Origin of the sequence: Rhodococcus yananensis (genome assembly GCF_020515525.1) — a bacterium.
Taxonomy (GTDB): domain Bacteria; phylum Actinomycetota; class Actinomycetes; order Mycobacteriales; family Mycobacteriaceae; genus Rhodococcus; species Rhodococcus yananensis.
This window is the reverse complement of record NZ_JAIYEP010000048.1, coordinates 1-26661: the sequence shown is the minus strand read 5'-3', so window position 1 is coordinate 26661 and position 26661 is coordinate 1. Positions and strand designations below refer to the sequence as shown.

The following is a 26661-nucleotide window of genomic DNA, read 5'->3' as shown; positions in this document are numbered from 1 at the left end:
GAGACCCGCTGTGAGTATTGCCACGACCGAGGAACAGCGGGACGTCCAATCGTCCCTCCGAGCGTGGTCGCGCGCCGCGAAACCCGTCGAGGCCGTGCGCGCGGATCCCGCCGAGGCGTGGCGCGGCGGCTGGTCCGCGCTCGCCGAACTCGGGCTGTTCGGCGTCGCCGTACCCGAGGAATCCGGCGGATTCGGAGCCACCGCGGTCGACCTCGCGGTCATGCTCGAGCAGACGGCGTACGACCTCGCACCGGGACCCGTCCTGACCACCGCGACAGCCGCGCTCGTGTTCGGCCGCGGTGGCGACGCCGCAGCCAAGACCGCGGCCCTGCTCGTCGAAGGTGCGCTCCCGACCGCGCTCGCACTCGACTCGACCGTCTCGGGAATCCCGGGTGACGACGGTGTCCGCCTCAGCGGTGACGCGGGGGTGGCGGTCGGTGGCGGGTCGGGTGTCGCCGTCCTCGTGCGGATCGCCGGGGGCGACGACCGGGAGCGGTGGGCGCTCGTCACCGCCGACAGCAGCGGGATGACGCACGAACCGCTCGACGCCGTCGACCCGTCGAGGTCGCTGGCGCGCATCCGGTTCGACGACGTGGCCGTACCCGCGGACCGCATCGTCGATGTCCCCGCCGGATTCGTGCGTGATCTCACCGCGGCCTTCGCCGCCGCGGAACTGGCCGGCGTCGCCGGGTGGGCGCTCGACACCGCCGTCGACTACGCCAAGATCCGTGAACAGTTCGGCAAACCGATCGGCGCGTTCCAGGCGGTCAAACACATCTGCGCCGAAATGCTGTGCCGCACGGAGAAGATCCGCGCCGTGGCGTGGGATGCCGCCCGCGCGATCGACACCGCCGTCGACGAGCTTCCCGTCGCCGCCGCTGCTGCCGCCACCGTCGCGCTGGATGCGGCCGTGGACACGGCCAAGGATGCCATCCAGGTGCTCGGCGGTATCGGGTTCACGTGGGAACACGACGCGCATCTCTACCTTCGCCGGGCGGTGGCGACCCGGCAGGTCCTCGGTGGCTCCGGGCGTTGGCGTTCACGACTCACGGCGTTGACGCGGTCCGGTGCCCGCCGTCGGCTCGGTGTCGACCTCACCGGACACGAGGATCGGCGCCGCGTCATCGCCGCGGAGATCGCGGGCATCGCCGGGCTTCCCGAGTCGGAGCGTCGTGCGGCACTCGCCGGATCCGGGCTTCTCGCACCGCATTGGCCGGCGCCCCACGGTCGGGGCGCCGGACCGGCCGAACAACTCCTCATCCAGGAGGAGCTTGCCGCCGCGGGGGTGGAGCAGCCCGATCTGGTGATCGGCTGGTGGGCGCTGCCCACCATTCTCGAGCACGGATCCGCCGAGCAGATCGACCGTTTCGTGATGCCGACGCTGCGCGGCGATCTCGTCTGGTGTCAGCTGTTCTCCGAGCCGGGGGCCGGCTCGGACCTCGCCTCGCTGCGTACCAGCGCGGACAAGGTCGACGGCGGCTGGGTGCTTTCGGGACAGAAGGTGTGGAATTCGCTTGCACAGGAGGCAGATTGGGCGATCTGTCTGGCTCGAACCGATCGTGATGCCCCGAAACACAAGGGCATCACGTACTTCCTGGTGGACATGAAATCCGCCGGGATCACCGTCTCCCCGCTGCGCGAGATCACCGGCGACGCCCTGTTCAACGAGGTGTTCCTCGATTCGGTGTTCGTTCCCGACGACTGCGTCGTCGGAGACCTCGGCGGCGGATGGCGGCTCGCACGCACGACACTCGCCAACGAACGTGTCGCGATGGGAGGGAAATCGTCACTGGGTCCCGCCATCGAGGAGCTGGTCGCGTTGTCGTCGTCCGGTGATCCGGTTGCGGAGGATCGCATCGGCGTCCAGATCGGTGAGGCGCTCGTCGGTTCACTGCTCGATCTGCGCACCACCCTCGCGCAACTCGAGGGGCAGGATCCGGGCCCCGCGTCGAGTGTGCGCAAGCTCATCGGTGTGCGCCAGCGGCAGCAGACCTCCGAGTTGGCGATGGAACTCGCGGGGGAGGCCGGGTGGGTCGAGGGGCCGTTCACCCGCGAATTCCTCAACACGCGGTGTCTGACGATCGCCGGCGGCACCGAGCAGATCCTGCTCACCGTCGCGGCCGAGCGGCTGCTGGGGCTGCCGCGCGACTGAGCGACCGCGGCCGTGGATTCCGTTGGGGTTCCGATGGTCGGGACCTCCGCCCTCGCCGGGCGGTAGGCCCGGTGGAGACTCGGGGGAGCGTTCGTTCGCGCCGGTTGCGCACGGCGCTCGACGGCACTTTCGTCCGGTACCCCCGAGGTGCTACAACTGAAACACGTTCTAGAACGAAGGTGGTAACGGTGGACTTCGCACGTGACGAGACGCAGGAGGACGTGGCCTCGGTCGCGGCCGACCTGCTCGGGCGCGAACTCGGCGCCGACGACCTGTGGGCGGCGCTCGCCGACGCAGACCTGTTGTCGCTCGCGCTTCCGGAGCGACTCGGCGGATCCGGACTCGGCGCCGCCGACGCACTGACCGTGCTCACCGAGGTCGGCCGCGCCGGAGCGCTGGTGCCTGCCCTGGCCACGGTCGGGTTCGGTGTGCTGCCCGTGCTCGCACTCGCAGACGATGCCCAGCAGGACGCGCTCCTTCACGGTGTCGGGAGTGGTGCGGTTCTCACGGCGGCCCTCTCCGAACCCGGGCGACCGTTCGTGACGGATCCGGCGGCGACCGGCACCGTGAGCGACGACGGTGTCGCGGTCACCGGATCGTTCGTGGCCGTCCCCTACGCCGACCGTGCCCGCCACATCCTCGTGCCCACCACCGTGGGCGTCGTCGCAGTCCCCTCGGATGCGGACGGCGTCACACTCGTCGCGAGTCCCACGTCCGTCGGAACCCCGGAATTCTCCGTGCGTCTCGCCGGGGCCGCCGGTATCCGTCTCGGTGCCGGCACCGACCCCGCCGCGGACATCGCGACCCTCCACCGGTTCGCGCTCGCCGCGATCGCCGCGTTGTCGGACGGGTTGCTCACCGGTGCAACGGTACTCACCGCGAAGCATGTCAGTGAGCGACACCAGTTCGGCAAGCCGCTCGCCGCCTTCCAGGCCGTCGCCCAGCAGATCGCCGACGTGTACGTCACCGCCCGCACCCTGCACGTCGCTGCGACCGCGAGCATCTGGCGTGTCTCCGAGGGCCTCGACGCCGCAGACGATCTCGACGTCACCGCGTACTGGATCGCGGAGGAGTTGCTCCCCGCGATGCGTGTGCTGCACCACCTGCACGGCGGGATCGGTGTGGACGAAACCTATCCGCTGCACAGATATTCGTCGACGGCCAAGGATCTCACCCGGCTGCTCGGCGGAGCTTCGTACCGACTCGACCTCGTGGGGGCCCGGTGTTCATCGATCTGACCGACGACCAGCGCGCACTGCAGGACGAACTGCGCCGATACTTCGCCGACCTCATCGCGCCCGAGGAAGCCGCGATCATGCGCACCGAGCGGCACGGTCCGACGTACCGTGAGGTCGTCCGCCGCATGGGCAAGGACGGCTGGCTCGGGGTGGGCTGGCCCGTCGAGTTCGGTGGCCGCGGATTCGGCGACGTCGAGCAGCAGATCTTCGCGAACGAGGCCGTTCGCGCCGACGTCCCGCTGCCCAGCGTCACCCTGCAGACCGTGGGACCGACCCTGCAGGTGTACGGCACCGACGAGCAGAAGCAGAAGTTCCTTCCCTCGATCCTCGCCGGCGAGGTGCACTTCGCGATCGGCTACTCCGAGCCGGAGGCCGGAACGGATCTCGCGGCACTGCGCACCACCGCTGTGCGTGACGGCGACGAGTACGTCATCAACGGTCAGAAGATCTTCACGACCGGCGGCCACGACGCCGACTACATCTGGCTCGCCGCGCGCACCGGCACCGCCGATTCGCGGCACCGCGGAATCTCGGTGTTCATCGTCGACACGAAGGACCCCGGGTTCAGCTGGACACCGATCATCACGTGCGACGGCGCGCACCACGTCAACGCCACGTACTACAGCGATGTGCGGGTGCCCGCGAGCATGCTGGTCGGTGAGGAGAACAAGGGCTGGCGACTCATCACCACCCAGCTCAACCACGAACGGGTCATGCTCGGCCCCGCCGGCCGGGTCGGGGGCATCTACGATCACCTCGCCGACTGGGTGCGTGCCCACGGGCTCGGCGACGAACCCGACGTGCGTCGCGCGCTGGGGGAGATCCACGCCACGTACCGGCTGGGTGAACTGCTCAACTGGCAGGTCGCGTCCAGTGCGAACGACGCGGTCGACATCGCCGACGCATCGGCGACGAAGGTGTTCGCGACCGAACGCATCCAGCGGGTCGGCCGGCTCGCCGAGGAGGTCGTCGGACGCCACGGTGACCCCGCCGATCCCGACACCGCCGCCCTGTTGAGCTGGCTCGACATGCAGGCCAAACGCAACGTCGTCATCACCTTCGGTGGCGGTGTCAACGAGGTGATGCGGGAACTGATCGCGACGGCCGGGCTCGGGATGCCCCGGGTTCCGCGATGAGCCGGAACCCCGGGCGACCGACCGAGACGGAGGGACAGCGATGAGCACTGCCGACGAAATCCTCGCCGCGGCGGAGGCGGTCCGCGCCGACGGACCGTCCGCGCCGCGGCAGGGACGAGACCCGGTGAACCTGCCGATGATCCGCAACTGGGTCGAGGCCATCGGCGACGACAATCCGATCTACACCGACGAGTCCGCGGCGGTCGCTGCGGGTCACGGCGGGCCGGTGGCTCCGCCGGCGATGGCCCAGGTGTGGACGATGCGTGGGCTCGGTGCCGAACGCGAGAAGGACGATCCGCTCGGCCGGATGACGAACATTCTCGACGAGGCCGGCTACACGTCGGTCGTCGCGACGAACTGCGACCAGGTGTACCACCGTTACCTGCGGCCCGACGAGACCGTGACGATCGAGTCGACCCTCGAGGATGTCGTCGGTCCGAAGCGGACGGGGCTCGGTGAAGGCTGGTTCTTCACCACCCGCAACATCTGGAAGGTCGGTGACGAGACTGTCGCCGAGATGATGTTCCGCATCCTGAAGTTCGCGCCGCCCGCCGCCGCGGCCGAGTCGGCACCGGCCACCGACGCGGTGCCGGACGATCTCGACCCCACCCGGATGCTGCGTCCGTCGGCGTCGCACGACACGAAGTTCTTCTGGGACGGCGTCGCCGCGCACGAACTGCGCATCCAACGCCGCCCCGACGGCTCGCTGCAACACCCCCCGGTTCCCGCGTTGTGGCTCGACAAGCACGAGACGACCGACTACGTCGTCGCGTCCGGTCGCGGCACGGTGTTCAGCCACGTCGTGCATCACGCACCGAAGGTGCCCGGCCGGCAGGTGCCGTTCGTCGTCGCGCTCGTCGAACTCGAGGAGGGCGACGGGAAGATCAGGATGCTCGGTGAGCTGCGCGGTGTCGATCCGGCCGACGTGCGGATCGGAATGCCCGTGCACGTCACGTACCTGGATTTCCCCGGTGACGACGACACCGGCGGTGATCCGTGGACCCTCTACGCCTGGCAACCGCTCGAGGAGGAGAACGCGTGAGCGCTCCAGCACCGACGGTGGGAGAGACGCTCCCGCCGTTGTCCATCCACGGTGACCCCACGTTCATCGTGTCGACGGCGTTGGCGACCCGGGACTTCCAGGACGTCCACCACGACCGCGACAAGGCGCAGGAACGCGGGTCCGAGGACATCTTCGTCAACATCCTCACCGACACCGGTCTCGTGCAGCGGTACGTCACCGACTGGGCGGGCCCGACCGCGGTGATCGGATCGATCTCACTGCGTCTCGGTGTTCCCTGGTACGCGTACGACACACTCACGTTGACCGGTGAGGTCACCGCGGTCGACGCCGGTGTCGTCACCGTCGACATCGTCGGACGCAACGGGCTCGGCGATCACGTCACGGCCCGGGCCACGTTCACTCGCACAGGAGGCGACCGATGAGCGGACTGTCGCGCAGGGCGGCGATCGCCGGGATCGGCGCCACCGACTTCTCGAAGGACTCCGGGCGCAGCGAACTGCGGCTCGCCGCCGAGGCCGTGGCCGATGCCCTCGACGACGCGGGGCTGAGCCCGTCGGACGTCGACGGCCTGGTGTCGTTCACGATGGACACCAACACCGAGGTGGCGGTCGCGCGTGCGGTGGGCATCCCGAACCTGAAGTTCTTCTCGCGCATCCACTACGGCGGCGGCGCCGCGTGCGCGACCGTGCAGCAGGCGGCGATGGCCGTCGCGACGGGTGTCGCGGACGTCGTCGTCGCCTACCGCGCGTTCAACGAACGCTCGGGTGCCCGGTACGGGCAGGTCAACGGTGCGCTCGCCACCCAGGTGAACGCGTCGGGGACAGACAACGCCTTCTCGTACCCGCACGGGTTGAGCACGCCGGCGTCGTTCGTCGCGATGGTCGCGCAACGCTACATGCACGTCACCGGTGCGACGAGCGCCGACTTCGGCGCGGTCGCGGTCGCCGACCGCAAGCACGCGGCGACGAACCCGAAGGCGTTCTTCCACGGCAAACCGATCACTCTCGACGATCACCAGAGCTCGCGGTTCATCGCGGAGCCGCTGCATCTGCTCGACTGCTGTCAGGAGTCCGACGGCGGTGTCGCGTTGGTGATCACCACCCCCGAGCGTGCGAGGGATCTGAAACAGACACCCGCGATCGTCGCGGCCGCCGCGCAGGGCAGCGGACCGGACCAGTACATCATGACCAGCTACTACCGGGACGGGCTCACCGGCCTGCCCGAGATGGGTGTCGTCGGAGATCAACTGTGGCAGCAGGCGGGGATCACGGCGCGGGACGTGCAGACCGCGGTGCTCTACGACCACTTCACCCCGTACGTGCTGATGCAGCTCGAGGAGCTCGGCTTCTGCGGTCGCGGCGAGGCGAAGGACTTCATCGCGGGCGGGGCGATCGAACTCGGTGGCCGCTTGCCGCTGAACACCCACGGCGGTCAGCTCGGCGAGGCGTACATCCACGGGATGAACGGCATCGCCGAGGGGGTTCGGCAGATCCGCGGGACGTCCGTCAACCAGGTCGACGGTGTCGAGAACGTCCTGGTCACCGCCGGTACCGGGGTTCCGACGTCCGGACTCGTGCTGTCCGCATCCTGACCGGGTGACGCTCCCGGTCGACGGGAGTTCTCCCGACTGTGCGGGAGTTCGGTGGTGTAGACCGGGGGAGGACATGTCGCGTCGAGAGAGGACATCATGGGCAACTTCGAGGGCAAGGTCGCGCTGATCACCGGTGCGGCGCGCGGTCAGGGCCGTTCGCACGCGCTGGCATTCGCGGAGGCGGGCGCGGACCTCGTGCTGTGCGATCGGTGTGAGGATTCGCCGATGGTGCGGTACCCGTTGGCGACCGACGACGATCTCGCCGAGACCGTGCGCCTCGTCGAGGCCGCGGGGCGTCGCGTGGTGTGGGCGAAGCTGGACACCGCCGACCGGGCTGCGCTCGATGCCCTGGTGGCTCGCGCACACGAGGAACTCGGCCGCATCGACATCGCCGTCGCGAATGCCGGGGTGTCGACGGCCGCTCCGGTGCAGATGATGCCTCAGGCCATGTGGGACGAGACGATCGCGTCGAACCTGACCGGGGTGTTCAACACGATCGCGGCGGTGTCTCCGGGCATGATCGAACGCGGTTACGGACGCATCGTGACGATCTCGTCGATGCTGGGGCGTGCCGGCAACACCAACATGGTGGCGTATGCGGCCTCCAAGTGGGGTGTGATCGGGCTGTCCAAGAGCGCCGCACTCGACCTCGCACAGAACGGGATCACGGTCAATGTCATTGCGCCGGGAAATATCTCGACCCCGATGATCCACAACGACGCGCTGTACGGGATGTTGCGTCCCGACCTCGAACATCCCACCGCCGACGACGTGGCTCCGGTGTTCACATCGCTGCACGCGCAGCCCGTGCCGTGGCTCGAGCCCGCCGAGATCACCCGTGCCGTCCTCTTCTTCGCCGACGAGGCCTCGGCGCACATCAGCGGTACGGTGCTGCCCGTCGACGCCGGCAACGCCGCTCGCGTCACCGGCTGATCCGGATTCGGCAGCCGCGCGGACGTATACCGGCTACCGTTGATCCGTGACGGATTCCGCCCCGCACGTCGTGGCGCACCCGACGCGGAAACAACGGATCGAAGCCGGCCGCGAAGCGCGCCGCGCAGTGCCGCTCGCCGACCTCGCCGAGTGCGCACCGCGCGGTGACCGGGACCCGGTGGACCTGCTCGAAGAGCAGGCGTCCACCCGGATCCCGCAGTTGGTGTCCGTGCGGTACGGGCGGATGACGAGTTCTGCGTTCGCGTTCTTCCGCGGGGCAGCGCTGGTCATGGCCGACGACCTGTCTCGCACCCCGAACAGTGGACTGCACACGCAACTGTGCGGGGATGCGCATCTGAGCAACTTCGGGGTCTTCGCCACCCCGGAACGCAAACTGGCGTTCGACGTCAACGATTTCGACGAGACCTGCCCGGGTCCGTTCGAGTGGGACGTCAAGCGTCTCGTGGCGAGCCTTGCGGTCGCGGCCCGTGACAACGATTTCGGCGACAAGCAGTGCGCGCGGATCACGCGGGCGTGCGCGGCGGAGTATCGGGAGACGATGCTGGGCCAGGCCGAGCGCGGCAATCTGGCGGTGTGGTACTCGCACATCGAGCCCACGACGGAACTGGTGGAGTTGCGCGACGAACTCGACACGACGATGAAGAAGCGCACGCGCAAACTGATCGAGAAGTCGCGGACACGCGACAGCGTGCAGGCTCTCGGAAAACTCACCGAGGTGGTGGACGGCGAGCGCCGGATCATCAGTGCCCCACCGTTGATCGTGCCGATCGAGGAGGTCTTCGCCGATCTCGACATCGACCGCGTCTACGAGGAACTGCGCGACCGGATCCGGTCCTACCGTGCCACCCTGCAGTGGGACCGCAGGGTTCTGCTCGAGCAGTTCCAGTTCGTGCAGGCCGCACGGAAGGTCGTCGGTGTCGGCAGTGTGGGGACGCGCGCCTGGATCGTGTTGATGAGGGGCACCGACGACGATGATCCGCTGTTCCTCCAGGCGAAGGAAGCGCAGCCGTCCGTCCTGTCGAGGTATGTCGACGGTCCGACGTTCACGAACGAGGGGGAGCGTGTCGTCAACGGACAACGGCTCATGCAGGCGGCGAGCGACATCTTCCTCGGCTGGCAGAAAGGCGCCGGTGCCGACGGCGTGGTCCGAGACTTCTACATTCGACAGTTGCGCGACGGGAAAGGGTCGGCGGTGATCGAGGCGATGACACCGACCGGGATGACCCTGTACGGGCGATTGTGCGGGCGAGTGCTGGGGTACGCGCACGCCCGGGCGGGCGACCGCATCTCGATCGCTGCATACCTCGGATCCGGTACCGAATTCGACGACGCGATGGCGGAGTTCGCCGACGCGTACGCGAGGAAGAGCGAGCAGGACTTCCGGGCCCTGCTCGCGGCGGTCGAGCAGGGCCGGGTCGAGGCGCGGCAGGGGATCTGAGAACCGGTCGTCATCCGCCGAGGATGCGTGCCTTCTCGGCTTCGAACTCCGCGTCGGTGAGCACGCCCTGGGCCTTGAGTTCACCGAGTTGTTTCAGGGCGTCCAACCGGCCGGTGAGATCCGGGGTGGGCGCGGCGGGTGGAGGGGGTGGCGGTGGAGGCGCGGGCTGCGCGGCGGACGGGGAACGGTCGTCCTGTTCCTGTTCCTGCCGAGCCCAGCGCTGTCCCTGACGACGCGAGACCCGGTTGGACACCGACGTCGCCGTTCCCGCGATCACGGCGGTGCGGGCGACGCCGCGGAGAAGTCCTGGCATGGTGTATCCCTTTCCGGTGGAATGTCTTCCGGTGGTGGTCGGTGGGGTCAGCCCTGCGGTTCGAGCGCGTCCAACGAGGCCAGGATGCTCTGCAGGGGAATACGTCCGGACGCGACCATTTGGGCTCCGTTGCCGCGCAGCGCACGCGCGAGCGGTGCGGCCCAACGGTTCTCGTACACGAGAACGGCTGCCGAACACCCGGGTTCGAGGGCTTCGCCGGCATCCCCGAGGTCGGTCTCGTCGAGAAGTCCGGACGCGGCCTCGGCGAACAACGTCACGTCGACGTCGCCTTCGAGGCCGACGTCGGCGATGTCGATGCCCGAGACGGACCCGTCCACATCCTTCTGTACGAAGGCGAGATCGAGTACGCGGATGATGTCGCGGTCGACGAGGTCGCGTAGCAGCGGCAGGGCGGAGCCGTTCGGAGGGCGATCCGCGGGGAATTCGATGACGAGATAGTCGATGGGGCCCATCTCGTCGAGATCGGAATCGATCACAGGAATCTCATTTCTGGACGAAGAAAGCACACGCGCAGACACTGTCGACGATAGTCCGACCGGTCGACGACGGACGGTGTTTCTGAAGGCCGGATCCACCGTGCCCGGTGTGGCTCGCCGAAGGTCCCGTTCCCGACCTGATTCGGGTTTTGGTCCCGAACAATTCCGGACGCGCGCATAATTGCTCATAATCAGTCGCTTTCGCGAAAGGACCCGTCATGTCCGAGCACGCGCGCGCAGACCGGGAACAGATGTCCGTCGAGCAGGGAATCGCGGCGGGGACGTCGATGGGAGCCGCGGTCATCCTGATCACTCTCGGCGTCCTGTCCCTCTTCCAGGGGATCGCCGCCGTCGCCGAGGACGAGGTGTTCGTCAGAGGGCTCGAGTACATCTACCGGTTCGACGTCACCGGATGGGGCTGGATCCACATCGTCGTGGGCGTCCTGATGATCCTCGTCGGCATCGCCCTGATGACCGGGGCGACGTGGGCCCGCGCCACCGCGATCGTCCTCGCGGCATTGTCGATCGTCGCCAACTTCCTGTGGTTGCCGTACTACCCCTGGTGGTCGATTCTCATCATCGCGCTCGACATCGTCGTGATCTGGGCGATCAGCACGTGGAATCCGAGTCGGGCCTCGGCCTGACACCGCCGGGCCTCGGCCTGACACCACCGCATCCATGACCACCGATGCCGGGGGGCGCAGCTCGGACGGCGGCCCGCTCGGCAGCGACGAGCGGGCCGAACTCGAACGCCTGCGCGCGGAGGTGGCGGCCCTCCGGAAACACGCGGAAGATGCGGCGGCACCGCCGAGCGGACGGGAGCGCCGCCCCCGCCACATCCTGCGTCGGACGGCGGCGACGGTGCTGATCGTGCTCGTCGCGCTCCTGTCGATCGCGACGGTCACCGCGCGATTCGTGCGGGGCGAGGTCCTCGACACCGGGCGGTACGTCACCACCGTCGCGCCGCTCGCGTCGGAACCGGCGATCCAGAGTCAGGTCGCCGACACGGTCACCGATGAGATCTTCACCCGACTGGACGTCGAAGAACTCACGGCCGACGCACTGTCGGCCCTGACCGATGCGGTACCGGTGACGGACGACGCACCGCGTCTCGACAGCGCCATCGAGGGTCTCGCGCCGGTCCTCGCCGGCCAGGCGAGAAGTTTCGTCGACGAGACGGTGGCGACTCTGGTGGACACCGACCAGTTCGAGGACCTGTGGATCCAGGCGAACCGCGCCGCACACGCCGGTCTCGTCGCGGTCGTGACCGGCGACGGCGGCCCGGAATCGCTGTCGGTCGACCCGTCCGGCACGGTGAGCATCTCGCTGGGCCCGATCATCGAGAACGTCAAGGGCAGGTTGCTCGATCGCGGCTTCACGTTCGCCGAGAGGGTCCCGGAGATCGACAAGCAGTTCGTCCTGTTCCGGTCGCCGGAACTCGTGCGGGCGCAGCAGGCGGTGTCGTTGCTGGACAAGGCATCCGGGATTCTTCCCTGGCTGACGATCGCCGTGGCGGCCGCTGCCGTCGTCCTCGCCCCGTCCGGGCGGCGCCTGCGCACCCTCGCGTTCGTCGGTGTGGCGCTCGCGGTGGGCATGCTGATTCTCGCGGTCTCGTTGATCGTCGCCCGGGCCGTCTACCTGGACGACATCCCACCGGACGTGCTGTCCCCGGACGCGGCGGCGGTCCTCGTGGATACGGTGCTCGACCCGTTGCGGGCGGCACTGCGCGCGGTTGCCGTGCTGGGCCTGGTGATCGCGGTGGGTGCATACCTCGTCGGTGGATCACCGTCCGCGACGACCGTGCGTCGAGGCTTCGGCAGGGCAATCGAATCCCTCCGGCGGATCCGGGGCTCGCGCGAACCCAACGCGGTGGAATCGGCGGTGGCGCGGGCACGGGTCCCGATGCGGCCTCTGCCCGACGCCACCGCACTTCCCGCGGACCAAGCTGCTTCCCTCCGCCGTTACAGCGGTCGCGGGAAGCAAACCGGTCCGCGGGAATGACGCACCCTGTCGGTGCTGTCGTGCAGACTGTGCACGACGTACGTGCCGAGGTATCACGCACCAGCCAGGGAGACTCTCATGGCCGACGCCATCGTGGTTGAAGGACTGTGTAAACGATTCGGGCAGTTCATCGCCCTCGACGGCATCGACCTACGTGTTGAGGAAGGCACCGTGACGGCGCTCCTGGGGCCGAACGGTGCGGGCAAGACCACCACCGTCCGCGTCCTCACGACGCTGCTCGCCCCCGACTCCGGGCGCGCGGAGGTCGCGGGATTCGACGTGGTGTCCCAGGCCGCCGAACTGCGGGCACACATCGGGGCGTCCGGCCAGTACGCGGCCGTCGACGAATACCTCACCGGTTTCGAGAACCTCGACATGGTGGGGCGGCTGTATCACCTCGGAGCGAAGCGCAGCCGCGAACGCGCTCGCGAACTGCTCGAACAGTTCGACCTCGTCGACGCCGGCGACCGCCCGGTGAAGGGCTATTCGGGTGGGATGAGGCGCCGGCTCGATCTCGCAGGGGCGCTCGTCGCTGAACCCCCGGTGCTCTTCCTCGACGAACCGACCACCGGTCTCGATCCCCGCGCCCGCCTCGGTCTGTGGGACATCATCGAACAACTCGTCGCGCGCGGCACCACACTGCTGCTCACCACGCAGTACATGGAAGAAGCCGAGCGGCTCGCCGACAGGATCGCGGTGATCGACCGAGGTGCCGTCATCGCGCGGGGTACCGCCGATGAACTCAAATCGCTCGTCGGTGGCGAACGGCTCGAGTTGGTCGTATCCGACGACACCCAGCTGGGCGACGCGGTTGCCGAGCTGACACCGCTCGCCGCCGGCGACATCCGCGTCGAGTCCACGCGGGTGATCGTGCCGGCCTCGGGCGGAACCGAGATGCTCGTCGCGGCGCTCGGCCGGCTGACGGAGGCCGGGATCGGGGTCACCGACGTGACGCTGCGCCGCCCCACCCTCGACGACGTGTTCCTCACCCTCACCGGTCACGAGGCGGAGGAACGGATGGAGGATCCGGTTTCGTGAACGCAGTGCAGTTGGCCGTGTCCGACGGTCTGACCATCGCCAAACGCAACGTCATCAAGATCAAGCGTGTGCCCGATCTGATCGTGTTCACGACGTTGTCGCCCATCATGTTCGTGTTGTTGTTCGCCTACGTGTTCGGCAGTGCGATCGAGATCCCGGGCACCTCGTACCGCGAGTTCCTCATCGCAGGCGTGTTCACCCAGACGGTGATCTTCGGGGCGACGTGGACGGGTCTGGGGATGGTCGAAGACCTGCAGAAGGGCATCATCGACCGATTCCGGTCGCTGCCGATGGCGCCGTCCGCGGTGCTGATAGGACGTACTTCCACGGATGTGCTCATCAACATCGTCAGTCTCGTCGTGATGTCTCTGGCGGGACTGGTGGTGGGGTGGCGCATCCATTCGTCGCCGCTCGAAGCCCTCGCGGGGTACGCGCTGCTGTTGCTGTTCGCGTACTCGCTGTCGTGGCTGATGGCGGTCGTGGGCATGTGGATCCGCACACCGGAGGTGTTCAACAACGCCAGTTTCATGGCGATCTTTCCGCTGTCGTTCATCGCGAACACGTTCGTCGATCCCTCCCAGATGCCGACGGTACTGAGGGTGTTCGCCGAGTGGAACCCGGTCTCGGCGGTCACCCAGGCCATCCGTGAACTGTTCGGAAACACGAACCCGATGATGCCGACGTCGGATGCGTGGCCGCTGCAGAACCCGGTCCTCGCATCGCTGCTGTGGACCGCAGTGATGCTGGCGGTGTTCGTTCCGTTCGCGATCCGCCGTTACAAGAAGGCCGTCTCACGCTGAGTGCGCCCGGGCGGGCGGCACCGCGCCTCGCGTGTCAGCAGGTCGACGTCGGTGGAACACCCGCGAACCGGTCGTCGAGGAACTGCAACGCACCGGGAAGACCGATGACCGCTGCGGAGAGGTGGTCCGGGCTCGACACGACCTCGGACCGGACCGGAACGCCCGCGTCGCAGTAGCGGCGCAGCGTGGCCGTGATCGAATCGACCGGGATCAGCACATCGTCGGAGGCGTGCCATTCGTACACCGGGGCGGTCGGAACCTCGGGGGTCTGCTCGACGCTGTTGGCGTCGAGGACGGTCTGGACGGCCGGCCGATCGAGCAGGGCGAACGCTGCGTCGGCGTCGGCCACGTCGGAGAGACTCTGCCCGGCACCGTGCGCCAGGATCCCGTTGGTGCACGCATTCGCGATCGAATCCCGCAGCGCCAATCCGTGGGTGTTGAGAGTGGGCGTGACGGGCATGGCGTCGGGATATTCGCGTTCGAGACCGAGGGCCGCGGCCATCGCCAGGCCGAACGCGGGATGCGATTCCTCGCCGAGACCGCGGGCCATCTTCTCGATGCTCAACGGTGCGCCGCCGAATGCGCTGCCCACGATGCGGAGTTCGGGGGCGTAGGTGGATGCGAGCGCCGCCGCCATGGCCGTGGTCATGCCGCCGCCGGAGTATCCGGCGAGCGCGACCGGGCTGTCGGCCAGGCCGAGCTGCGGGAGCCGTTGCACCGCGCGGATCCCGTCTAGGGTGAGTTGCGCACCGAGACGCACGGCGCCGTATGCGCTGTCCGGTCCCAGATGGTCGGGGATCGCCACCGTCCACCCCTGCTGGAGAGCGACATTGAGCGCGGGGGCCTCGCGGATCGCGAGATCGGGGTCCTGGGTGTAGAGGGCCTGCGACGGCGCACACTGCAACCCGAGCCCGTTGATGATGTGTTGGTACGACAGCACCGGCCGCCCGGGCACCGCATGGTGCGGTGACAGCACCGTGGTGACCGCCGCGACGGGATTCCCGAGCGAATCGACGCTGCGGTACCGGATCTGCACGACGTCGGTGTCGACGAACCCGACCGGCGCCGGCGCGGGACGGACCGAGAGGACGTCACCGGGCCGATACGCGCCGAGGTCGACCGGTGCCGAATAGAAGGTGTCGTTCACGGGGGAGGGATAGACGACCGGGCCGGCCGCCGCCGGAATCGCTGTCGCCAGGGTGGCGACGACCGACACCGACAGGGCTGCCGCGGTCGCGCCGACCACGCGTGCCGCTCTCGTTCCGAGGGACGACATCGAACGTATACCTCCAATACCCCGACGAGTCATATCACGAATCGGACACGGGTCAGGATACGAGAAGTGACGCCCCGTGTCCTGATGGGCGATTCGTGGTCGGACGGTGATCGTCGGGAGTGGACGGTGCGCGACTCAGATGCTCGACGCCCACGTGTGGAGCGCGGCGGTGTACTCCGCGGACGGCGGGAGCAGAAGGGGCATGTCGGCGCTGCTCGGAGGAACGGGTCCGAGTTCCTCGAGGCTGTGGTTTGCCGTCGCGAAGTGTTCGAACTGCAGATCGGTGTGTCCGAGCGCGGCCCGCAGCGGGGCCACCTGGTCGCAGCCGATGTTGAGATCCTTCTCCGAGCAGGTGAGCAGCACCGGGGTGTCCGCGGCCAACGACGCCGCGAGGACCGGGGGATCCATTCGATCGGACTCCTGCAGGAACTTCGCGTTGTACGCGTTGAATCCGAGTTGGTCGAGCAACGGATCCTGATCGGCGGGCACGGTTCCCGTCGCGCGGATCGACTCGATGGTGCGGGGGAGCTCGCGTCGGACGGTGTCGGCGTCCGCCGCGTCGAGGCGACCCGACTCGGCGACACCCTCGACCTGGCTCCGCAACAGGTCCAGGTAGCGCATCGGCAGCGGGGCGAGAAGCCCGAAACCGCCGCCGATGCCCCGCTCGGCGAGGGCGAGGGTGGTCAGTCCGCCCTCGCTGTGGCCGAGGACGAGCAGGTCGTCGGTCGCGATCCCCGTGCGCTCCGACAGCACGTGCGCCGCCGCCTCGGCGTGATCGACCTGGTCGACGAATCCGTATTCACCGATAGTGTCCGGGGTGTACGCGCCGAGGCCGGTCGCGCCCGCCCCGATCTTGTCGAAACGCAGACTGGCGATACCGTGCGACGCAAGAACATCCGCGGTCCTCGACAGGACATCCGAGACGGCGATCCCCGGCTGGTTTCCGTTGCGGTCCGAGATCCCGCTGCCGGGAAGGAGAAGTGCGGCGCCGCGCGTCTGCCCGTCGGGAGTACGCACACTGCCGTGGAAGACGGTGCCGTCGGTCTCGAAGGTCAGTTCGGTGTCGGACCCAGAAGGGACGATGACGGATCCCGTGTCGGGCAGTGCCGCTGCCGGCGCCGCGAGCGTCACGCCGCCCGACACCACCAGGAGAGCGAGAGTCGCAGCACCGATCCACCGTCGCATCCGTCGCATGGTGACCGACCCTAACAACGCACGTGGTGCGGTGTGTGGCGAGGTGAGACACGGCGAGGGGTTCCGCCGGGCGGCGGAACCCCTCGCCGTGCTGTGCTGTCGTGCGCTGCCGGAAGCGGACGCCGACTACGGCAGCAGTTGGTCCATGAACGTGTTGCTGAACACCCGGTGCGGATCGAGTCGGTTGTACACCGCCCGGGCGGAATCCCAGTTCTCGTCCGAGGGAACGCCTTCCCGGTAGGTGTCGGGCAGGCCCTGGGTGATGATCGCGGTGTCGGTGTACGGCCACTCGGGGCCGAACGCCCACCCCTTCGACCATTCGGGCCGGAACGTAGAATCGCTGCCGTTGTACCGTGAGCGCATCCACTGCTCCATCTCGCGGTAGAACGCGAACATCCCCGGGGTGCCGGGAACACCGAGCACGTTCAGCCAGATCGCGGTGTCCCATTCGGGATGGTCGGGGCGTGGCCGGGTCGAGGCGATCGTCGGCGGCCCGGCGGACGGGACGCGGACGTCCTCGTCCCGGTCGAGGCCGCAGCACCGGATCTCGACGGGCCCGTTGAGCGGGTACTCGCCGAGTGCCCGGTAGTGCTCGATCCGCTCATGGAACCACTGTGCGAAATCGTGGATGACGGTCGCGATGTTCGCGCGGTTCGTGAGCACTGCGCCGCCGCCCTCGGTCAGGCGCAGCGTCGTCGCCTTGATGTAGAACTGCAGATCCTTCGACCATCCCCAGATGTCCGACGAGTTCGTCGCGGCCAGTCCCGCGACGGTCACGCCGTAGTACGTCTGCCCGAACGCCGGTGCGATCTGGGTGTTTCCCGCCGTGATCCGACCGATGATGTCGGTGACGGATTCGGGCACGTTGTCGGAGAACGGATAGTTGTACGGTCCGGTCACCTCACGCGACGACGCAGGCTTCTCCGGGGCGACCGACCACACCTTCATCCACGGCTTGTCGGTGAACGGATACCAGATGGCCTCGGCGCGACCGGATTCCCGGATGTGCGATTCGAAGGTGCGGCCGGGGGCACCGGCGGGTGCGAACAGTTCACGCCAGTCGACGTCGGTGGTGCTGACGCATCGCATCCGGTAGTTCGGTCCGGCCTGCAACGTCACGGACGTCAGGAACGTGCGCCCGAGGTTGGTGAGCAGCGGCGTGATGTCGGGATCGGCGCGGTTGAACGTGCGCAGCGAGTACGCGTTTCCGTCCCAGACGACCGCGGTGAGTTCGGTGACGAGATTGCTCAGCGAGCCGAAGGTGTGCCCCGCGACGGGCGCCTCCCCGTCGGCGGGCAGTGCGGCACCGTGCGCGTTGACCGCGAGCGAACCCGCGATCGACAGCACACCGGGGGCGGGCAGGTTCGCGAGTCCCAACCCGTGTTCCTGCAGCGCCGACGTGATGGCGTCGAGGGTGGCGCCCGGTCCGGCCGTGACGGTCGCGGGGTCACCTCCGGGATGCACGTTCACCCCGTTCAGGTGGACCATCGTGTCCGCGAGGATGACCCGGTCGACGGGCGCCCCGTTGACCACGGTCAACGGCGTCCACCCGTGCATGGCACCCCGGGGGCGGATGGTGTACCCGTTCTGGTGTGCCCAGTTGACCAACCGGACGACGTCGTCCGCGTTGCGCGGGACGCAGGTCCACACCGAGTCGAACATGATCTCTTTCGACCAGTTCTGGTACGCCTGCTGCTCGAGCACGATTCCGTCGGGGAAGGACGGCGGCGCGGGAAGCGTCGCCTCGGGTGAGCCGAGCGGGATCGCGTACGCCGGAGTCCATCCGGCGACGGCGGTGGCAGCGACGGCGCCGGCGCCGGCGGCGAGGAAGCCTCTCCGCGACAGGCGCGGCGATCGATCTCGAATTGTCATCTCTGAACTGCTTTCCGGGACAGGGTGGTCTCAGGAGACGGTGAGGACCACATCGGCGAGGGCGGGGGCGAGATCACGGTCGACGACGGCAGCGGTGGCGAGCAGACGGTCACCTTCGTTCCACACGCGCACCCGCAGGGTCTCGCCGGGGAACACCACTCCCGCGAACCGCGCGCGGAAGCCGGCGACACGGGACACGTCCGCATCGAGGAGACGATCGGTGACCGCCTTGCACACCGTTCCGTACGTGCACAGTCCGTGCAGGATCGGAGCGGGGAATCCGGCGTTCTTCGCGAACTCCGGGTCGGAGTGCAGGGGATTGCGGTCGCCGCACAGGCGGTACAGCAGTGCCTGCTGGGGCAGGGTCGGGACGTCGAACTCGGCGTCGGGTTCGCGTTCGGGATAGTCGACCGCCTCCGACGGACCGCGTTCGCCACCGAATCCGCCTTCGCCGCGGGCGAAGATGGAGGACCGCGCCGTCCACAGGGGCTCGCCGTCGGCATCCTCGGTGGTCGACTCCTGCACGATGACGGCGGCCTTGCCCTTGTCCCATGCTTCGGCGACGCGGGTGACGGTCCGGCCCGACCCCGACGCCGGAATCGGGCGGTGCACGACGATCTCCTGGCTGCCGTGCACGACCTTCGCGAGGTCGATCTCGACACCGGGGAACGACACCTTCGGCGGCTCGGTCGCGTGGAAGGTCGCCGCGACCGTCGCGAATGTCGGCAACACCTGCGGGTCGCCGTCACGCAGGTAGCGCAGTTCGCCCGCATCGGTGGGACGGGCGCCGGCTCCGAGGCCGAGATGGTAGAGCTGGACGTCGCTGCCGGTCCACGAGAATTCCTGGGCGGGCAGTTCGGCACCGATGGCGACTGACGGGTCGATGGGCACAGACGGGTCCTTTCGAGGTCCGTTCGACGAGCGGTCGGGATCGCCGGGGCCACAGGCCCCGGCGGCAGCACCCTAGTGTTGTTCGGCGGTTTCGGCCACGTCCGATTCCGGCGACAGGTCACCCTCGTCGAGGATGTCGAGGACGGCCAGGTACCCGAACGTCATGGCCGGACCGATCGTCGCGCCGGGACCGGCGTAGGTGTGGCCCATGACCGGGGCGCCGACATTGCCCGCCGCGTACAGACCGTCGATGACGGATCCGTCCTCGCGCAGCACGCGGGCGTCGACGTCGGTGACCAGACCGCCCTTGGTGCCGAGGTCGCCGGGCACCATCTTGATCGCGTAGAAGGGTGCCTTGCCGATCTCCGCGAGGCTCGGGTTGGGCTTGTTGCGCGGATCGCCGTAGTAGTGGTCGTATTTCGATTCGCCGCGACCGAAGTCTTCGTCCTTGCCGGTGCGGGCGAAGCCGTTGAAACGCTCCACCGTCTCGCCGAGCGCGGTGGCGGGCACGCCGATCTTCTCGGCGAGTTCGGCGACGGTGTCGGCCTTGACCATCACCCCGGCCTTGAACCAGCGTTTCGGGAACGGTTGTCCCGGGGTGATGCCCGCGAACGTGTACCGGTTGCGGTAGCGCTGGTCGAGGATCATCCAGCACGGAATGTTCTCGCCGGGTCCCTCGCCGCGACCGTGCTCGCCGCCGTACATCGCGTGCGTGGCCTCGACGTACGGGGCGGATTCGTTGACGAACCGCTTGCCGTCGCCGTTGACGACGATGCAACCGGGCAGGCTTCGTTCGGACAACGCGAACCACGGGCCGCCCGTGAGCGGAAAGGACGGCCCCCACCAGGCGTCGTCCATGAAATCTACTGCTGCACCTGCATTCTGGCCCGCGAGAATACCGTCGCCGGTGTTGGCCTCGGCACCGACGGTCCATTCGGTGCCGATGGGCTGGCGCTGGTATTGCGCGCGCATCGCGGCGTTGTGCTCGAATCCGCCGGACGCGAGCACCACGCCGCGCGTGGCACGGATGACCCGTTCGTGTCCGTCGTGGGTGACGCGGACGCCGCGCACCGCGCCGTCCTCGACGACGAGTTCGGTCAGGGCAGTGCCGAGGAGCAACGGCACGCCGGCGTCGCGGAGGCCGAGGTACAGGCCGGCCATGAGCGCCTGGCCGCGCACCAGCAGGTTCTTGCCGGTGAGCTTCGCCCAGACGAACCGGGCGCCGACCCGGGCGGCGCGCAGCGGACCCCGGGGGTTGCGGATGAGCAGGTTGAGCCACTTGTAGTCGGCCTGGGTGATGACGAAATTGGTGGGGGCCTTGACGTAGTCGGGTTCGAGGAGGGCGAGGTCGTCGCCGAGGCGTGTGCCGTCGAACGGCTTGGGTTCGACCGAGCGTCCCCCCGCCCGTCCACCGGGCGCCTCGGGGTAGTAGTCGGAATATCCCGGGACCCATTGGAGTTCGAGCGCGCTGTACTTCTGGACGAACCGCAGCATCTCGGGGCCGCGATCGATGTAGGTGTCGATGCGATCGGCGGGAACATCGTCGCCGATGATGCTGTGCAGGTAGGTGCGGGCGGCGTCCGGGGTGTCGTCGACACCCGCGGCCTTCAGGTTGTCGTTGTTCGGGATCCACACGCCACCGCCGGAGCGCGCACTCGAACCACCGAAATGCGGGGCCTTCTCGATCAGAACGACGCGTGCGCCCTTGCGTGCGGCGGTGATCGCGGCCGTCATGCCGCCGGCACCGCTGCCGACGACGACGATGTCGTACTCCTCCTGGGTCATGTAGAACACGTTATAGAATCAGGGGGTGTCGAGTCCATCCTTTCTGCCAGTGAGTATGTGACGTCAGGACTTGATCGATCGCCGACAACGAACACGTGTTCCATGTGTGGGGTCGAGGATGCGGTGGGGCCGGCCGTCAGGCCTCGGGGTCCCGCACCTCGAGGAGGCCTTCCATGACGGCGTGATCGATGCTGCCGAGCAGCCGCGGGCACGTCTGCCGGGATCCTCGTGCGCCTCCCGCCCCGGTGAACTCCGGGCACACCTGCGTCGGGTCGCCCTGCCACTGGATGCTGGTGTGCCGGAAGCTGTTCTTCTGGACCAGCACGCAGGTTCCGCACGCGCGGCACTGCACCTCGTGGAGTCCCGCGTCGAGGTAGGTCTGCTTGTCGCGGGCGGTCTGTGCGCGGACGGCCTCGACCCGGACCGGGCTACCGGCGAAGTCGGGGGCCTTGGCCCAGGTCGAGGACATCGTCACACTCCGGTCTTGTGCTCGGTGGTCTCCGCGGCCGCCTTCTCGGCGGCCTGGCGGGCGAGATTCTCGTCGACCTCGCGTTGCCAGGCCTCGACGGCCCTGGTCGTGTCGATCTCGAACTCGAACCGCTGGGTGGCCTTGGGGTCGACGTCTGCGACGTCGACATAGAACTGGTCGTACCAGCGGCGCAACTGGTAGACGGGGCCGTCCTCCTCGCACAGGAGCGGATTCTCGATCTTGGTCTTGTTCTTCCAGATCGCGACGTCCTGCTCGAAACCCATCGCGACGCCCTCGGTGAACTTCGTGGCGAGCTTGGTGGTCGTGGCGTCGTCGAGGCCCTTCGGCTTCTCCACGGCCACGCCGTACATGAGGACGAACGAGTCCTGATCGACCGGGTAGTGGCAGTTGATCAGGATGCTCTCGACCTTGTAGCCGCCGTAGTTGTTGTGCAGCCAGTTGACCATGTACGACGGACCGAAGTACGACGCCTCGGAATCGAGGATCGACTCCCCGTACTGCGTACCCATCGCTCCGACGTCGGGCCGGCCGTGGTTCTGCAGGTACTGCGACGCGACGTGCCCCTCGAAGACGTTCTTGAAGTACTTCGGGAACCCGAAGTGAACGTAGAAGAAGTGCGCCATGTCGACGACGTTGTCCACGATCTCGCGGCAGTTCGATCCCTCGACGAGGATCCGGTTCCACGTCCAGTCGGTCCACTCGTCGGTGAACACCTCGGGCAGCTTCGGGATCGTGACGTCCTCGGGAGGCGGATTGCCCTCGGGGTCGTTCCAGATGAACAGCTGCTTGTTCTCCTGCAGCGTGACCCATGAGCGGGTCCGCGCGATCGGCGGCACCCGGCGAGCGTAGGGAATGTCGGTGCACTTGCCGTTGCCGCCCCAGCGCCAATCGTGGAACGGGCATGCGATCGAGTCGCCCTTGACCGTGCCCTGGCTCAGGTCACCGCCCATGTGCCGGCAGTATGCGTCGAGCACGTGGAGCTTGTTCTGGCTGTCCGCGAAGACTACGAGTTTGGTACCGAAGGCCTCGATCGAGTGCGGTTTGCCGTCGAGGAACTCGCTCTCCAGGCCGATACAGTGCCAGCCGCGCGCGAAACGCGTCCGCGCGGCACCCACGTCGATCTCACGAATCTGCGCCATGTCCGTTCACTTCCTTTCGGATGTCTTGCTAGAACACGTTATAGAACATTGCCGCCGAGGGGAAGGTTTCGGGGACTTTCGTCCCCGACGTCGACGCGTGGACCTGCGTCGACGCCCACCCTCGACACAAATGAGAACATGTTCTAGTCTTGGGTGCGGAGATCAATTCCTGAACAGACGGGAGCGTCCAGTGGGTGACCACGACAGCCACGAGGTACTGCAGCGGATCGAGGCTCTGCTGCCCAGCCTGCGCGAACGTGCGCAGGAAACCGAGGATCTGCGCCGTATCCCCGACGAGTCGATCAAGGCGCTCCAGGAGATCGGCTTCTTCAAGCTCCTGCAACCGGCGCAGTGGGGCGGCTACGAAGCCGATCCGGTGACCTTCTACACCGCCGTCCGCACCATCGCGAGCGCATGCGGGTCCACCGGTTGGGTCGCGGGCATCATCGGTGTCCACAACTGGCACCTCGCCCTGTTCGACCAGCAGGCCCAGGAGGATGTCTGGGGCACCGACACCGACGTGCGCATCTCGTCGTCGTACGCGCCGATGGGCGCCGGCCAGGTCGTCGACGGCGGCTACACGGTCAACGGGGCGTGGGCCTGGTCGTCGGGTTGCGACCATGCAGACTGGGTCGTCGTCGGTGGCCCGGTCATCAAGGACGGCCGTCCCGTCGATTTCGGCAGCTTCCTGATCCCGCGGACCGACTACGAGATCGACGACGTCTGGAACGTCGTCGGCCTGCGCGGCACCGGATCGAACACCGTCGTCGTCAAGGACGTGTTCGTGCCGCGGCACCGGTTCCTGAGCTTCAAGACCATGAACGATCTGGCGTCGCCCGGGCTCGAGCGCAACACCGCGCCGGTCTACCGGATGCCCTGGGGCACCATCCACCCCACCACCATCTCCACGCCCATCGTCGGCATGGCGTACGGCGCGTACGACGCGCACGTCGAACACCAGGGCAAGCGGGTCCGGGCCGCGTACGCGGGGGAGAAGGCCAAGGACGATCCGTTCTCGAAGGTCCGCATCGCGGAGGCCTCCAGCGACATCGACGCCGCCTGGCGTCAGCTGTCGGGGAACGTCGCCGACGAGTACGCGTACCTGCTCGAGGGCAAGGAGGTGCCCATCGAACTGCGCCTCCGCGCCCGCCGTGACCAGGTGCGCGCGACCGGCCGGGCCATTGCGTCCATCGACCTTCTCTTCGAGAACTCCGGAGCCACCGCACTGGCCAACGGCACACCGATCCAACGGTTCTGGCGTGACGCCCATGCCGGCCGGGTGCACGCCGCGAACGACGCCGAACGGGCCTACGTCATGTTCGGCGGCGCCGAATTCGGTCTGCCGCTCACGGACACGATGGTCTAGGGGACGCACGTGACCGCACTCGACGAACTGACCTTCGAATCCACGTCCCGTTTCGCGCAGGTACGACCCGACCTGAAACTGCACTACCACGAGGCCGGAGTCGGCAACGGGCCGACCATCGTGCTCCTGCACGGTGGCGGACCCGGCGCCTCGTCGTGGTCGAACTTCGCGAAGAACATTCCGGTGCTCGCCGAACGTTTCCACGTGCTCGCCGTCGACCAGCCCGGCTACGGGCTCTCCGACAAACCGACCGAGCATCCGCAGTACTTCCGGCACAGTGCATCTGCGCTGAAGGACCTGCTCGACACGCTCGGCATCACCGAACGCGTCCATCTGCTCGGCAATTCGCTCGGTGGTGGTGCCGCGGTGCGATTCGCCCTCGACCATCCCGACCGGGCCGGACGACTCGTGCTCATGGGCCCGGGCGGACTGAGCGTGAACCTGTTCGCGCCCGACCCGACCGAGGGTGTGAGGAACCTCGGCAGGTTCGGCTACCAGCCCACCCGCGAGAACCTCGAGGCGTTCCTGCGGATCATGGTGTTCGACCAGAAACTCGTCACCGACGAACTGATCGACGAACGGTTCGCGGCGGCGAGCACCCCCGAATCGCTCGCGGCGGCGAAGGCGATGGGCAAGTCGTTCTCGAGTTCCGAATTCGAACTCGGCATGCTCTGGCGTGACGCCTACAAGCTGCGCCAGCGGGTCCTGCTCATCTGGGGCCGCGAGGACCGGGTCAATCCCATCGACGGTGCGTTGGTGGCGCTGAAGATGATCCCGCGCGTCCAGTTGCACGTGTTCGGGGGTTGCGGGCACTGGGCACAACTCGAGAAGTTCGACGAGTTCAATCGGCTCGCCGCCGACTTCCTGCTCGACGGTGGCGCGGGCGAGGGAGGTAACTGATGGGTATCCGATCGCTGGGGTACATGCGGATCGAGGCCACCGACATGGCGGCCTGGCGCGAGTACGGGCTCAAGGTGCTCGGCATGATCGAAGGCAAGGGAGCCGACCCGGAGGCACTGTACCTGCGGATGGACGATTTCCCCGCCCGCCTCGTCATCGTGCCGGGTGAACGGGACCGCCTGCAGGTCTCCGGCTGGGAGACCGCCAACGCGGCGGAACTGCAGGAGGTCCGTGATTCGCTGTCGGCGGCGGGCGTCCCATTCAAGGAGGGCACCCAGGAGCAACTGGCCGATCGTCGGGTCGTCGAACTCATCACCTTCGACGACGTCTCCGGCAACACCCTCGAGGTGTTCCACGGTGTCGCGCTCGAACACCGCCGCATCGTCAGCCCCTACGGGCACCGGTTCGTCACCGGCGAGCAGGGGCTCGGTCATGTCGTGCTGACCACCGACGACGACGAGGCGTCGCTGCGGTTCTACCGTGACGTCCTCGGCTTCTCGCTGCGCGATTCGATGCGGCTGCCGCCGCAGGCGGTCGGCCGTCCGGAGGACGGGGAACCCGCGTGGCTGCGCTTCCTCGGGTGCAACCCGCGACACCACAGTCTCGCCTTCCTGCCGTTCCCGAATCCGACCGGCATCGTGCACCTGATGCTCGAGGTGGAGAACTCCGACGACGTCGGGCTGTGCCTCGACCGTGCGCTCCGGAAGAAGGTCAAGATGTCGGCGAGCATCGGCCGTCACGTCAACGACGAGATGCTCTCGTTCTACATGAAGACCCCCGGCGGATTCGACATCGAATTCGGTTGCGAAGGCCTGCAGGTGGAGGACGAGAAATGGATCGCCCGGGAATCCACAGCCGTGAGTCTGTGGGGTCACGACTTCACGGTCGGGTTCCGGGAATGACCGCCGCAGGTCGCCGCGGCGCGGGTGACGGTGGCGACGGTGCGATCGAGCAGTCGTCGGGGATCGCGTCCCCCGACCCGAGGACGTTCCGTACCGTCCTCGGACAGTTCTGCACCGGCGTCACCATCATCACCACCGTCGACGACGGAGCCCCCGTCGGATTCGCCTGCCAATCGTTCGCGGCGTTGTCGCTCGATCCGCCCCTCGTGTTGTTCTGTCCCACGAAGCAGTCCCGGTCGTGGGCGGCCATCGAACGGGCCGGCAGATTCTGCGTCAACGTCCTCGCCGAGGACCAGCAGCAGGTGTGCGCGCGGTTCGGATCGCGGGAACCGGACAAGTTCGCGGGTATCGAGTGGGCGCCCTCCCCGCTGGGATCGCCGATCCTCACCGGTTCGCTCGCGCACATCGACTGCGTCGTCGAGTCGGTGCACGACGGGGGCGACCACTGGGTCGTCTTCGGACGTGTGTCCTCGCTGAGCGAAGTGCACGACGAGTCGGAACGTCCGCTGCTGTTCTACCGCGGCCAGTACACCGGGATCGAACCGGAGAAGACCACTCCGGCGCCGTGGCGCGATGACCTCGAAGCGTTTCTCACGACCGTGTCGGAGGACACCTGGCTCTGAACGTCGGTACGTAGCGGCGGGCCCCGGCACGAGTGCCGGGG

At 67.9% G+C, this 26661-nt stretch carries 25 protein-coding genes; 16 read left to right on the top strand and 9 right to left on the bottom strand.

What is annotated here, in order from left to right; all coding sequences use genetic code 11:
* Positions 1-10 precede the first annotated feature (10 nt).
* The 8 genes from LDQ05_RS12850 (at position 11) to LDQ05_RS12815 (ending at position 9533) form a co-directional block, all read left to right on the top strand.
* Positions 11-2152: an acyl-CoA dehydrogenase family protein gene (locus LDQ05_RS12850; protein ID WP_226437353.1), complete on the top strand. Its 2142-nt coding sequence runs from the start codon at positions 11-13 to the stop codon at positions 2150-2152.
* 188 nt (positions 2153-2340) lie between these two features.
* Positions 2341-3390 (top strand): acyl-CoA dehydrogenase family protein, encoded by a 1050-nt coding sequence (locus LDQ05_RS12845; protein ID WP_226437352.1) that lies wholly within the window; start codon positions 2341-2343, stop codon positions 3388-3390.
* Positions 3375-4526 (top strand): acyl-CoA dehydrogenase family protein, encoded by a 1152-nt coding sequence (locus LDQ05_RS12840; protein WP_226437351.1) that lies wholly within the window; start codon positions 3375-3377, stop codon positions 4524-4526. The genes LDQ05_RS12845 and LDQ05_RS12840 overlap by 16 nt, the downstream gene beginning before the upstream one ends.
* Positions 4527-4566: 40 nt before the next feature.
* A complete protein-coding gene (locus LDQ05_RS12835; RefSeq protein WP_226437350.1) occupies positions 4567-5568 on the top strand; it encodes a bifunctional MaoC family dehydratase N-terminal/OB-fold nucleic acid binding domain-containing protein in 1002 nt (333 codons plus the stop codon).
* Complete coding sequence (locus LDQ05_RS12830) at positions 5565-5972, top strand: MaoC family dehydratase (RefSeq protein ID WP_226437349.1); 408 nt, start codon at positions 5565-5567, stop codon at positions 5970-5972. Before LDQ05_RS12835 ends, LDQ05_RS12830 begins: the two co-directional genes overlap by 4 nt.
* Positions 5969-7141 (top strand): lipid-transfer protein, encoded by a 1173-nt coding sequence (locus LDQ05_RS12825; protein ID WP_226437348.1) that lies wholly within the window; start codon positions 5969-5971, stop codon positions 7139-7141. The genes LDQ05_RS12830 and LDQ05_RS12825 overlap by 4 nt, the downstream gene beginning before the upstream one ends.
* Positions 7142-7237: 96 nt before the next feature.
* On the top strand, positions 7238-8074 hold the full coding sequence (locus LDQ05_RS12820) for a mycofactocin-coupled SDR family oxidoreductase (protein WP_226437347.1): 837 nt from the start codon (positions 7238-7240) through the stop codon (positions 8072-8074).
* A gap of 46 nt (positions 8075-8120) precedes the next feature.
* Entirely contained in the window at positions 8121-9533 is a 1413-nt protein-coding gene (locus LDQ05_RS12815; RefSeq protein ID WP_226437346.1) for a DUF2252 domain-containing protein, read from the top strand.
* Positions 9534-9543: 10 nt separating this feature from the next.
* On the opposite strand, the gene LDQ05_RS12810 is transcribed toward LDQ05_RS12815, so the two are convergent.
* Both LDQ05_RS12810 and LDQ05_RS12805 read right to left on the bottom strand, forming a co-directional pair.
* Complete coding sequence (locus LDQ05_RS12810) at positions 9544-9846, bottom strand: SHOCT domain-containing protein (protein ID WP_226437345.1); 303 nt, start codon at positions 9844-9846, stop codon at positions 9544-9546.
* Positions 9847-9893: 47 nt separating this feature from the next.
* Positions 9894-10343, bottom strand: coding sequence for a DUF6325 family protein (locus tag LDQ05_RS12805; protein ID WP_226437344.1), 450 nt, complete (start codon positions 10341-10343; stop codon positions 9894-9896).
* 218 nt (positions 10344-10561) lie between these two features.
* Here LDQ05_RS12805 and LDQ05_RS12800 point away from each other — a divergent pair, with 218 nt between their 5' ends.
* From LDQ05_RS12800 to LDQ05_RS12785, 4 genes are all read left to right on the top strand, one after another.
* Positions 10562-10987, top strand: coding sequence for a DUF7144 family membrane protein (locus tag LDQ05_RS12800; RefSeq protein WP_226437343.1), 426 nt, complete (start codon positions 10562-10564; stop codon positions 10985-10987).
* Positions 10988-11021: 34 nt separating this feature from the next.
* Complete coding sequence (locus LDQ05_RS12795; RefSeq protein ID WP_226437342.1) at positions 11022-12344, top strand: hypothetical protein; 1323 nt, start codon at positions 11022-11024, stop codon at positions 12342-12344.
* Positions 12345-12422: 78 nt separating this feature from the next.
* Positions 12423-13382 carry an ATP-binding cassette domain-containing protein gene (locus tag LDQ05_RS12790; protein WP_226437341.1) on the top strand — a complete coding sequence of 320 codons (960 nt, stop codon included), beginning with the start codon at positions 12423-12425 and terminating at the stop codon, positions 13380-13382.
* A complete protein-coding gene (locus LDQ05_RS12785; RefSeq protein ID WP_226437340.1) occupies positions 13379-14182 on the top strand; it encodes an ABC transporter permease in 804 nt (267 codons plus the stop codon). Before LDQ05_RS12790 ends, LDQ05_RS12785 begins: the two co-directional genes overlap by 4 nt.
* A gap of 34 nt (positions 14183-14216) precedes the next feature.
* Here LDQ05_RS12785 and LDQ05_RS12780 read toward each other — a convergent pair whose 3' ends face one another.
* From LDQ05_RS12780 to LDQ05_RS12750, 7 genes are all read right to left on the bottom strand, one after another.
* Positions 14217-15458, bottom strand: a complete 1242-nt coding sequence (locus LDQ05_RS12780; protein ID WP_226437339.1) for a lipase family protein — start codon at positions 15456-15458, stop codon at positions 14217-14219.
* 135 nt (positions 15459-15593) lie between these two features.
* Positions 15594-16643: an alpha/beta hydrolase gene (locus LDQ05_RS12775; RefSeq protein WP_226437338.1), complete on the bottom strand. Its 1050-nt coding sequence runs from the start codon at positions 16641-16643 to the stop codon at positions 15594-15596.
* A gap of 135 nt (positions 16644-16778) precedes the next feature.
* Positions 16779-18524: a cholesterol oxidase substrate-binding domain-containing protein gene (locus tag LDQ05_RS12770; RefSeq protein ID WP_226437337.1), complete on the bottom strand. Its 1746-nt coding sequence runs from the start codon at positions 18522-18524 to the stop codon at positions 16779-16781.
* Between the two features lie 30 nt (positions 18525-18554).
* Positions 18555-19415 carry an enoyl-CoA hydratase ChsH3 gene (gene chsH3, locus LDQ05_RS12765; RefSeq protein ID WP_226437336.1) on the bottom strand — a complete coding sequence of 287 codons (861 nt, stop codon included), beginning with the start codon at positions 19413-19415 and terminating at the stop codon, positions 18555-18557.
* 72 nt (positions 19416-19487) lie between these two features.
* Entirely contained in the window at positions 19488-21200 is a 1713-nt protein-coding gene (gene kstD, locus LDQ05_RS12760) for a 3-oxosteroid 1-dehydrogenase (RefSeq protein WP_226437335.1), read from the bottom strand.
* 136 nt (positions 21201-21336) lie between these two features.
* Complete coding sequence (locus LDQ05_RS12755) at positions 21337-21675, bottom strand: hypothetical protein (RefSeq protein ID WP_226437334.1); 339 nt, start codon at positions 21673-21675, stop codon at positions 21337-21339.
* A complete protein-coding gene (locus tag LDQ05_RS12750) occupies positions 21672-22829 on the bottom strand; it encodes a 3-ketosteroid-9-alpha-monooxygenase, oxygenase component (protein ID WP_226437333.1) in 1158 nt (385 codons plus the stop codon). The genes LDQ05_RS12755 and LDQ05_RS12750 overlap by 4 nt, the downstream gene beginning before the upstream one ends.
* Before the next feature lie 190 nt (positions 22830-23019).
* On the opposite strand from LDQ05_RS12750, the gene hsaA reads away from it, so the two are divergent.
* Genes hsaA through hsaB form a run of 4 tightly spaced genes read left to right on the top strand, consistent with a single transcriptional unit; the run spans position 23020 to position 26620 of the window.
* A complete protein-coding gene (gene hsaA, locus LDQ05_RS12745; protein WP_226437332.1) occupies positions 23020-24195 on the top strand; it encodes a 3-hydroxy-9,10-secoandrosta-1,3,5(10)-triene-9,17-dione monooxygenase oxygenase subunit in 1176 nt (391 codons plus the stop codon).
* 9 nt (positions 24196-24204) lie between these two features.
* Complete coding sequence (hsaD, locus tag LDQ05_RS12740) at positions 24205-25095, top strand: 4,5:9,10-diseco-3-hydroxy-5,9,17-trioxoandrosta-1(10),2-diene-4-oate hydrolase (protein WP_226437331.1); 891 nt, start codon at positions 24205-24207, stop codon at positions 25093-25095.
* The gene (hsaC, locus tag LDQ05_RS12735; protein WP_226437330.1) at positions 25095-25997 is read left to right on the top strand and encodes an iron-dependent extradiol dioxygenase HsaC; all 903 of its coding nucleotides are present in this window, start codon (positions 25095-25097) and stop codon (positions 25995-25997) included. Before hsaD ends, hsaC begins: the two co-directional genes overlap by 1 nt.
* Complete coding sequence (gene hsaB, locus LDQ05_RS12730) at positions 25994-26620, top strand: 3-hydroxy-9,10-secoandrosta-1,3,5(10)-triene-9,17-dione monooxygenase reductase subunit (protein ID WP_226437329.1); 627 nt, start codon at positions 25994-25996, stop codon at positions 26618-26620. Before hsaC ends, hsaB begins: the two co-directional genes overlap by 4 nt.
* Positions 26621-26661: the final 41 nt, after the last annotated feature.

Excerpts from the sequence above, each read along its gene's own strand:
- LDQ05_RS12750 (WP_226437333.1), bottom strand. The coding sequence starts at position 22,829 with ATGGCGCAGATTCGTGAGATCGACGTGGGTGCCGCGCGGACGCGTTTC.
- LDQ05_RS12810 (WP_226437345.1), bottom strand. The coding sequence starts at position 9,846 with ATGCCAGGACTTCTCCGCGGCGTCGCCCGCACCGCCGTGATCGCGGGA.
- kstD (WP_226437335.1), bottom strand. The coding sequence starts at position 21,200 with ATGACCCAGGAGGAGTACGACATCGTCGTCGTCGGCAGCGGTGCCGGC.
- hsaC (WP_226437330.1), top strand. The coding sequence starts at position 25,095 with ATGGGTATCCGATCGCTGGGGTACATGCGGATCGAGGCCACCGACATG.
- LDQ05_RS12820 (WP_226437347.1), top strand. The coding sequence starts at position 7,238 with ATGGGCAACTTCGAGGGCAAGGTCGCGCTGATCACCGGTGCGGCGCGC.
- LDQ05_RS12770 (WP_226437337.1), bottom strand. The coding sequence starts at position 18,524 with ATGACAATTCGAGATCGATCGCCGCGCCTGTCGCGGAGAGGCTTCCTC.
- LDQ05_RS12825 (WP_226437348.1), top strand. The coding sequence starts at position 5,969 with ATGAGCGGACTGTCGCGCAGGGCGGCGATCGCCGGGATCGGCGCCACC.
- LDQ05_RS12780 (WP_226437339.1), bottom strand. The coding sequence starts at position 15,458 with ATGTCGTCCCTCGGAACGAGAGCGGCACGCGTGGTCGGCGCGACCGCG.
- LDQ05_RS12835 (WP_226437350.1), top strand. The coding sequence starts at position 4,567 with ATGAGCACTGCCGACGAAATCCTCGCCGCGGCGGAGGCGGTCCGCGCC.
- LDQ05_RS12790 (WP_226437341.1), top strand. The coding sequence starts at position 12,423 with ATGGCCGACGCCATCGTGGTTGAAGGACTGTGTAAACGATTCGGGCAG.
- LDQ05_RS12800 (WP_226437343.1), top strand. The coding sequence starts at position 10,562 with ATGTCCGAGCACGCGCGCGCAGACCGGGAACAGATGTCCGTCGAGCAG.
- hsaB (WP_226437329.1), top strand. The coding sequence starts at position 25,994 with ATGACCGCCGCAGGTCGCCGCGGCGCGGGTGACGGTGGCGACGGTGCG.
- LDQ05_RS12795 (WP_226437342.1), top strand. The coding sequence starts at position 11,022 with ATGACCACCGATGCCGGGGGGCGCAGCTCGGACGGCGGCCCGCTCGGC.
- LDQ05_RS12775 (WP_226437338.1), bottom strand. The coding sequence starts at position 16,643 with ATGCGACGGTGGATCGGTGCTGCGACTCTCGCTCTCCTGGTGGTGTCG.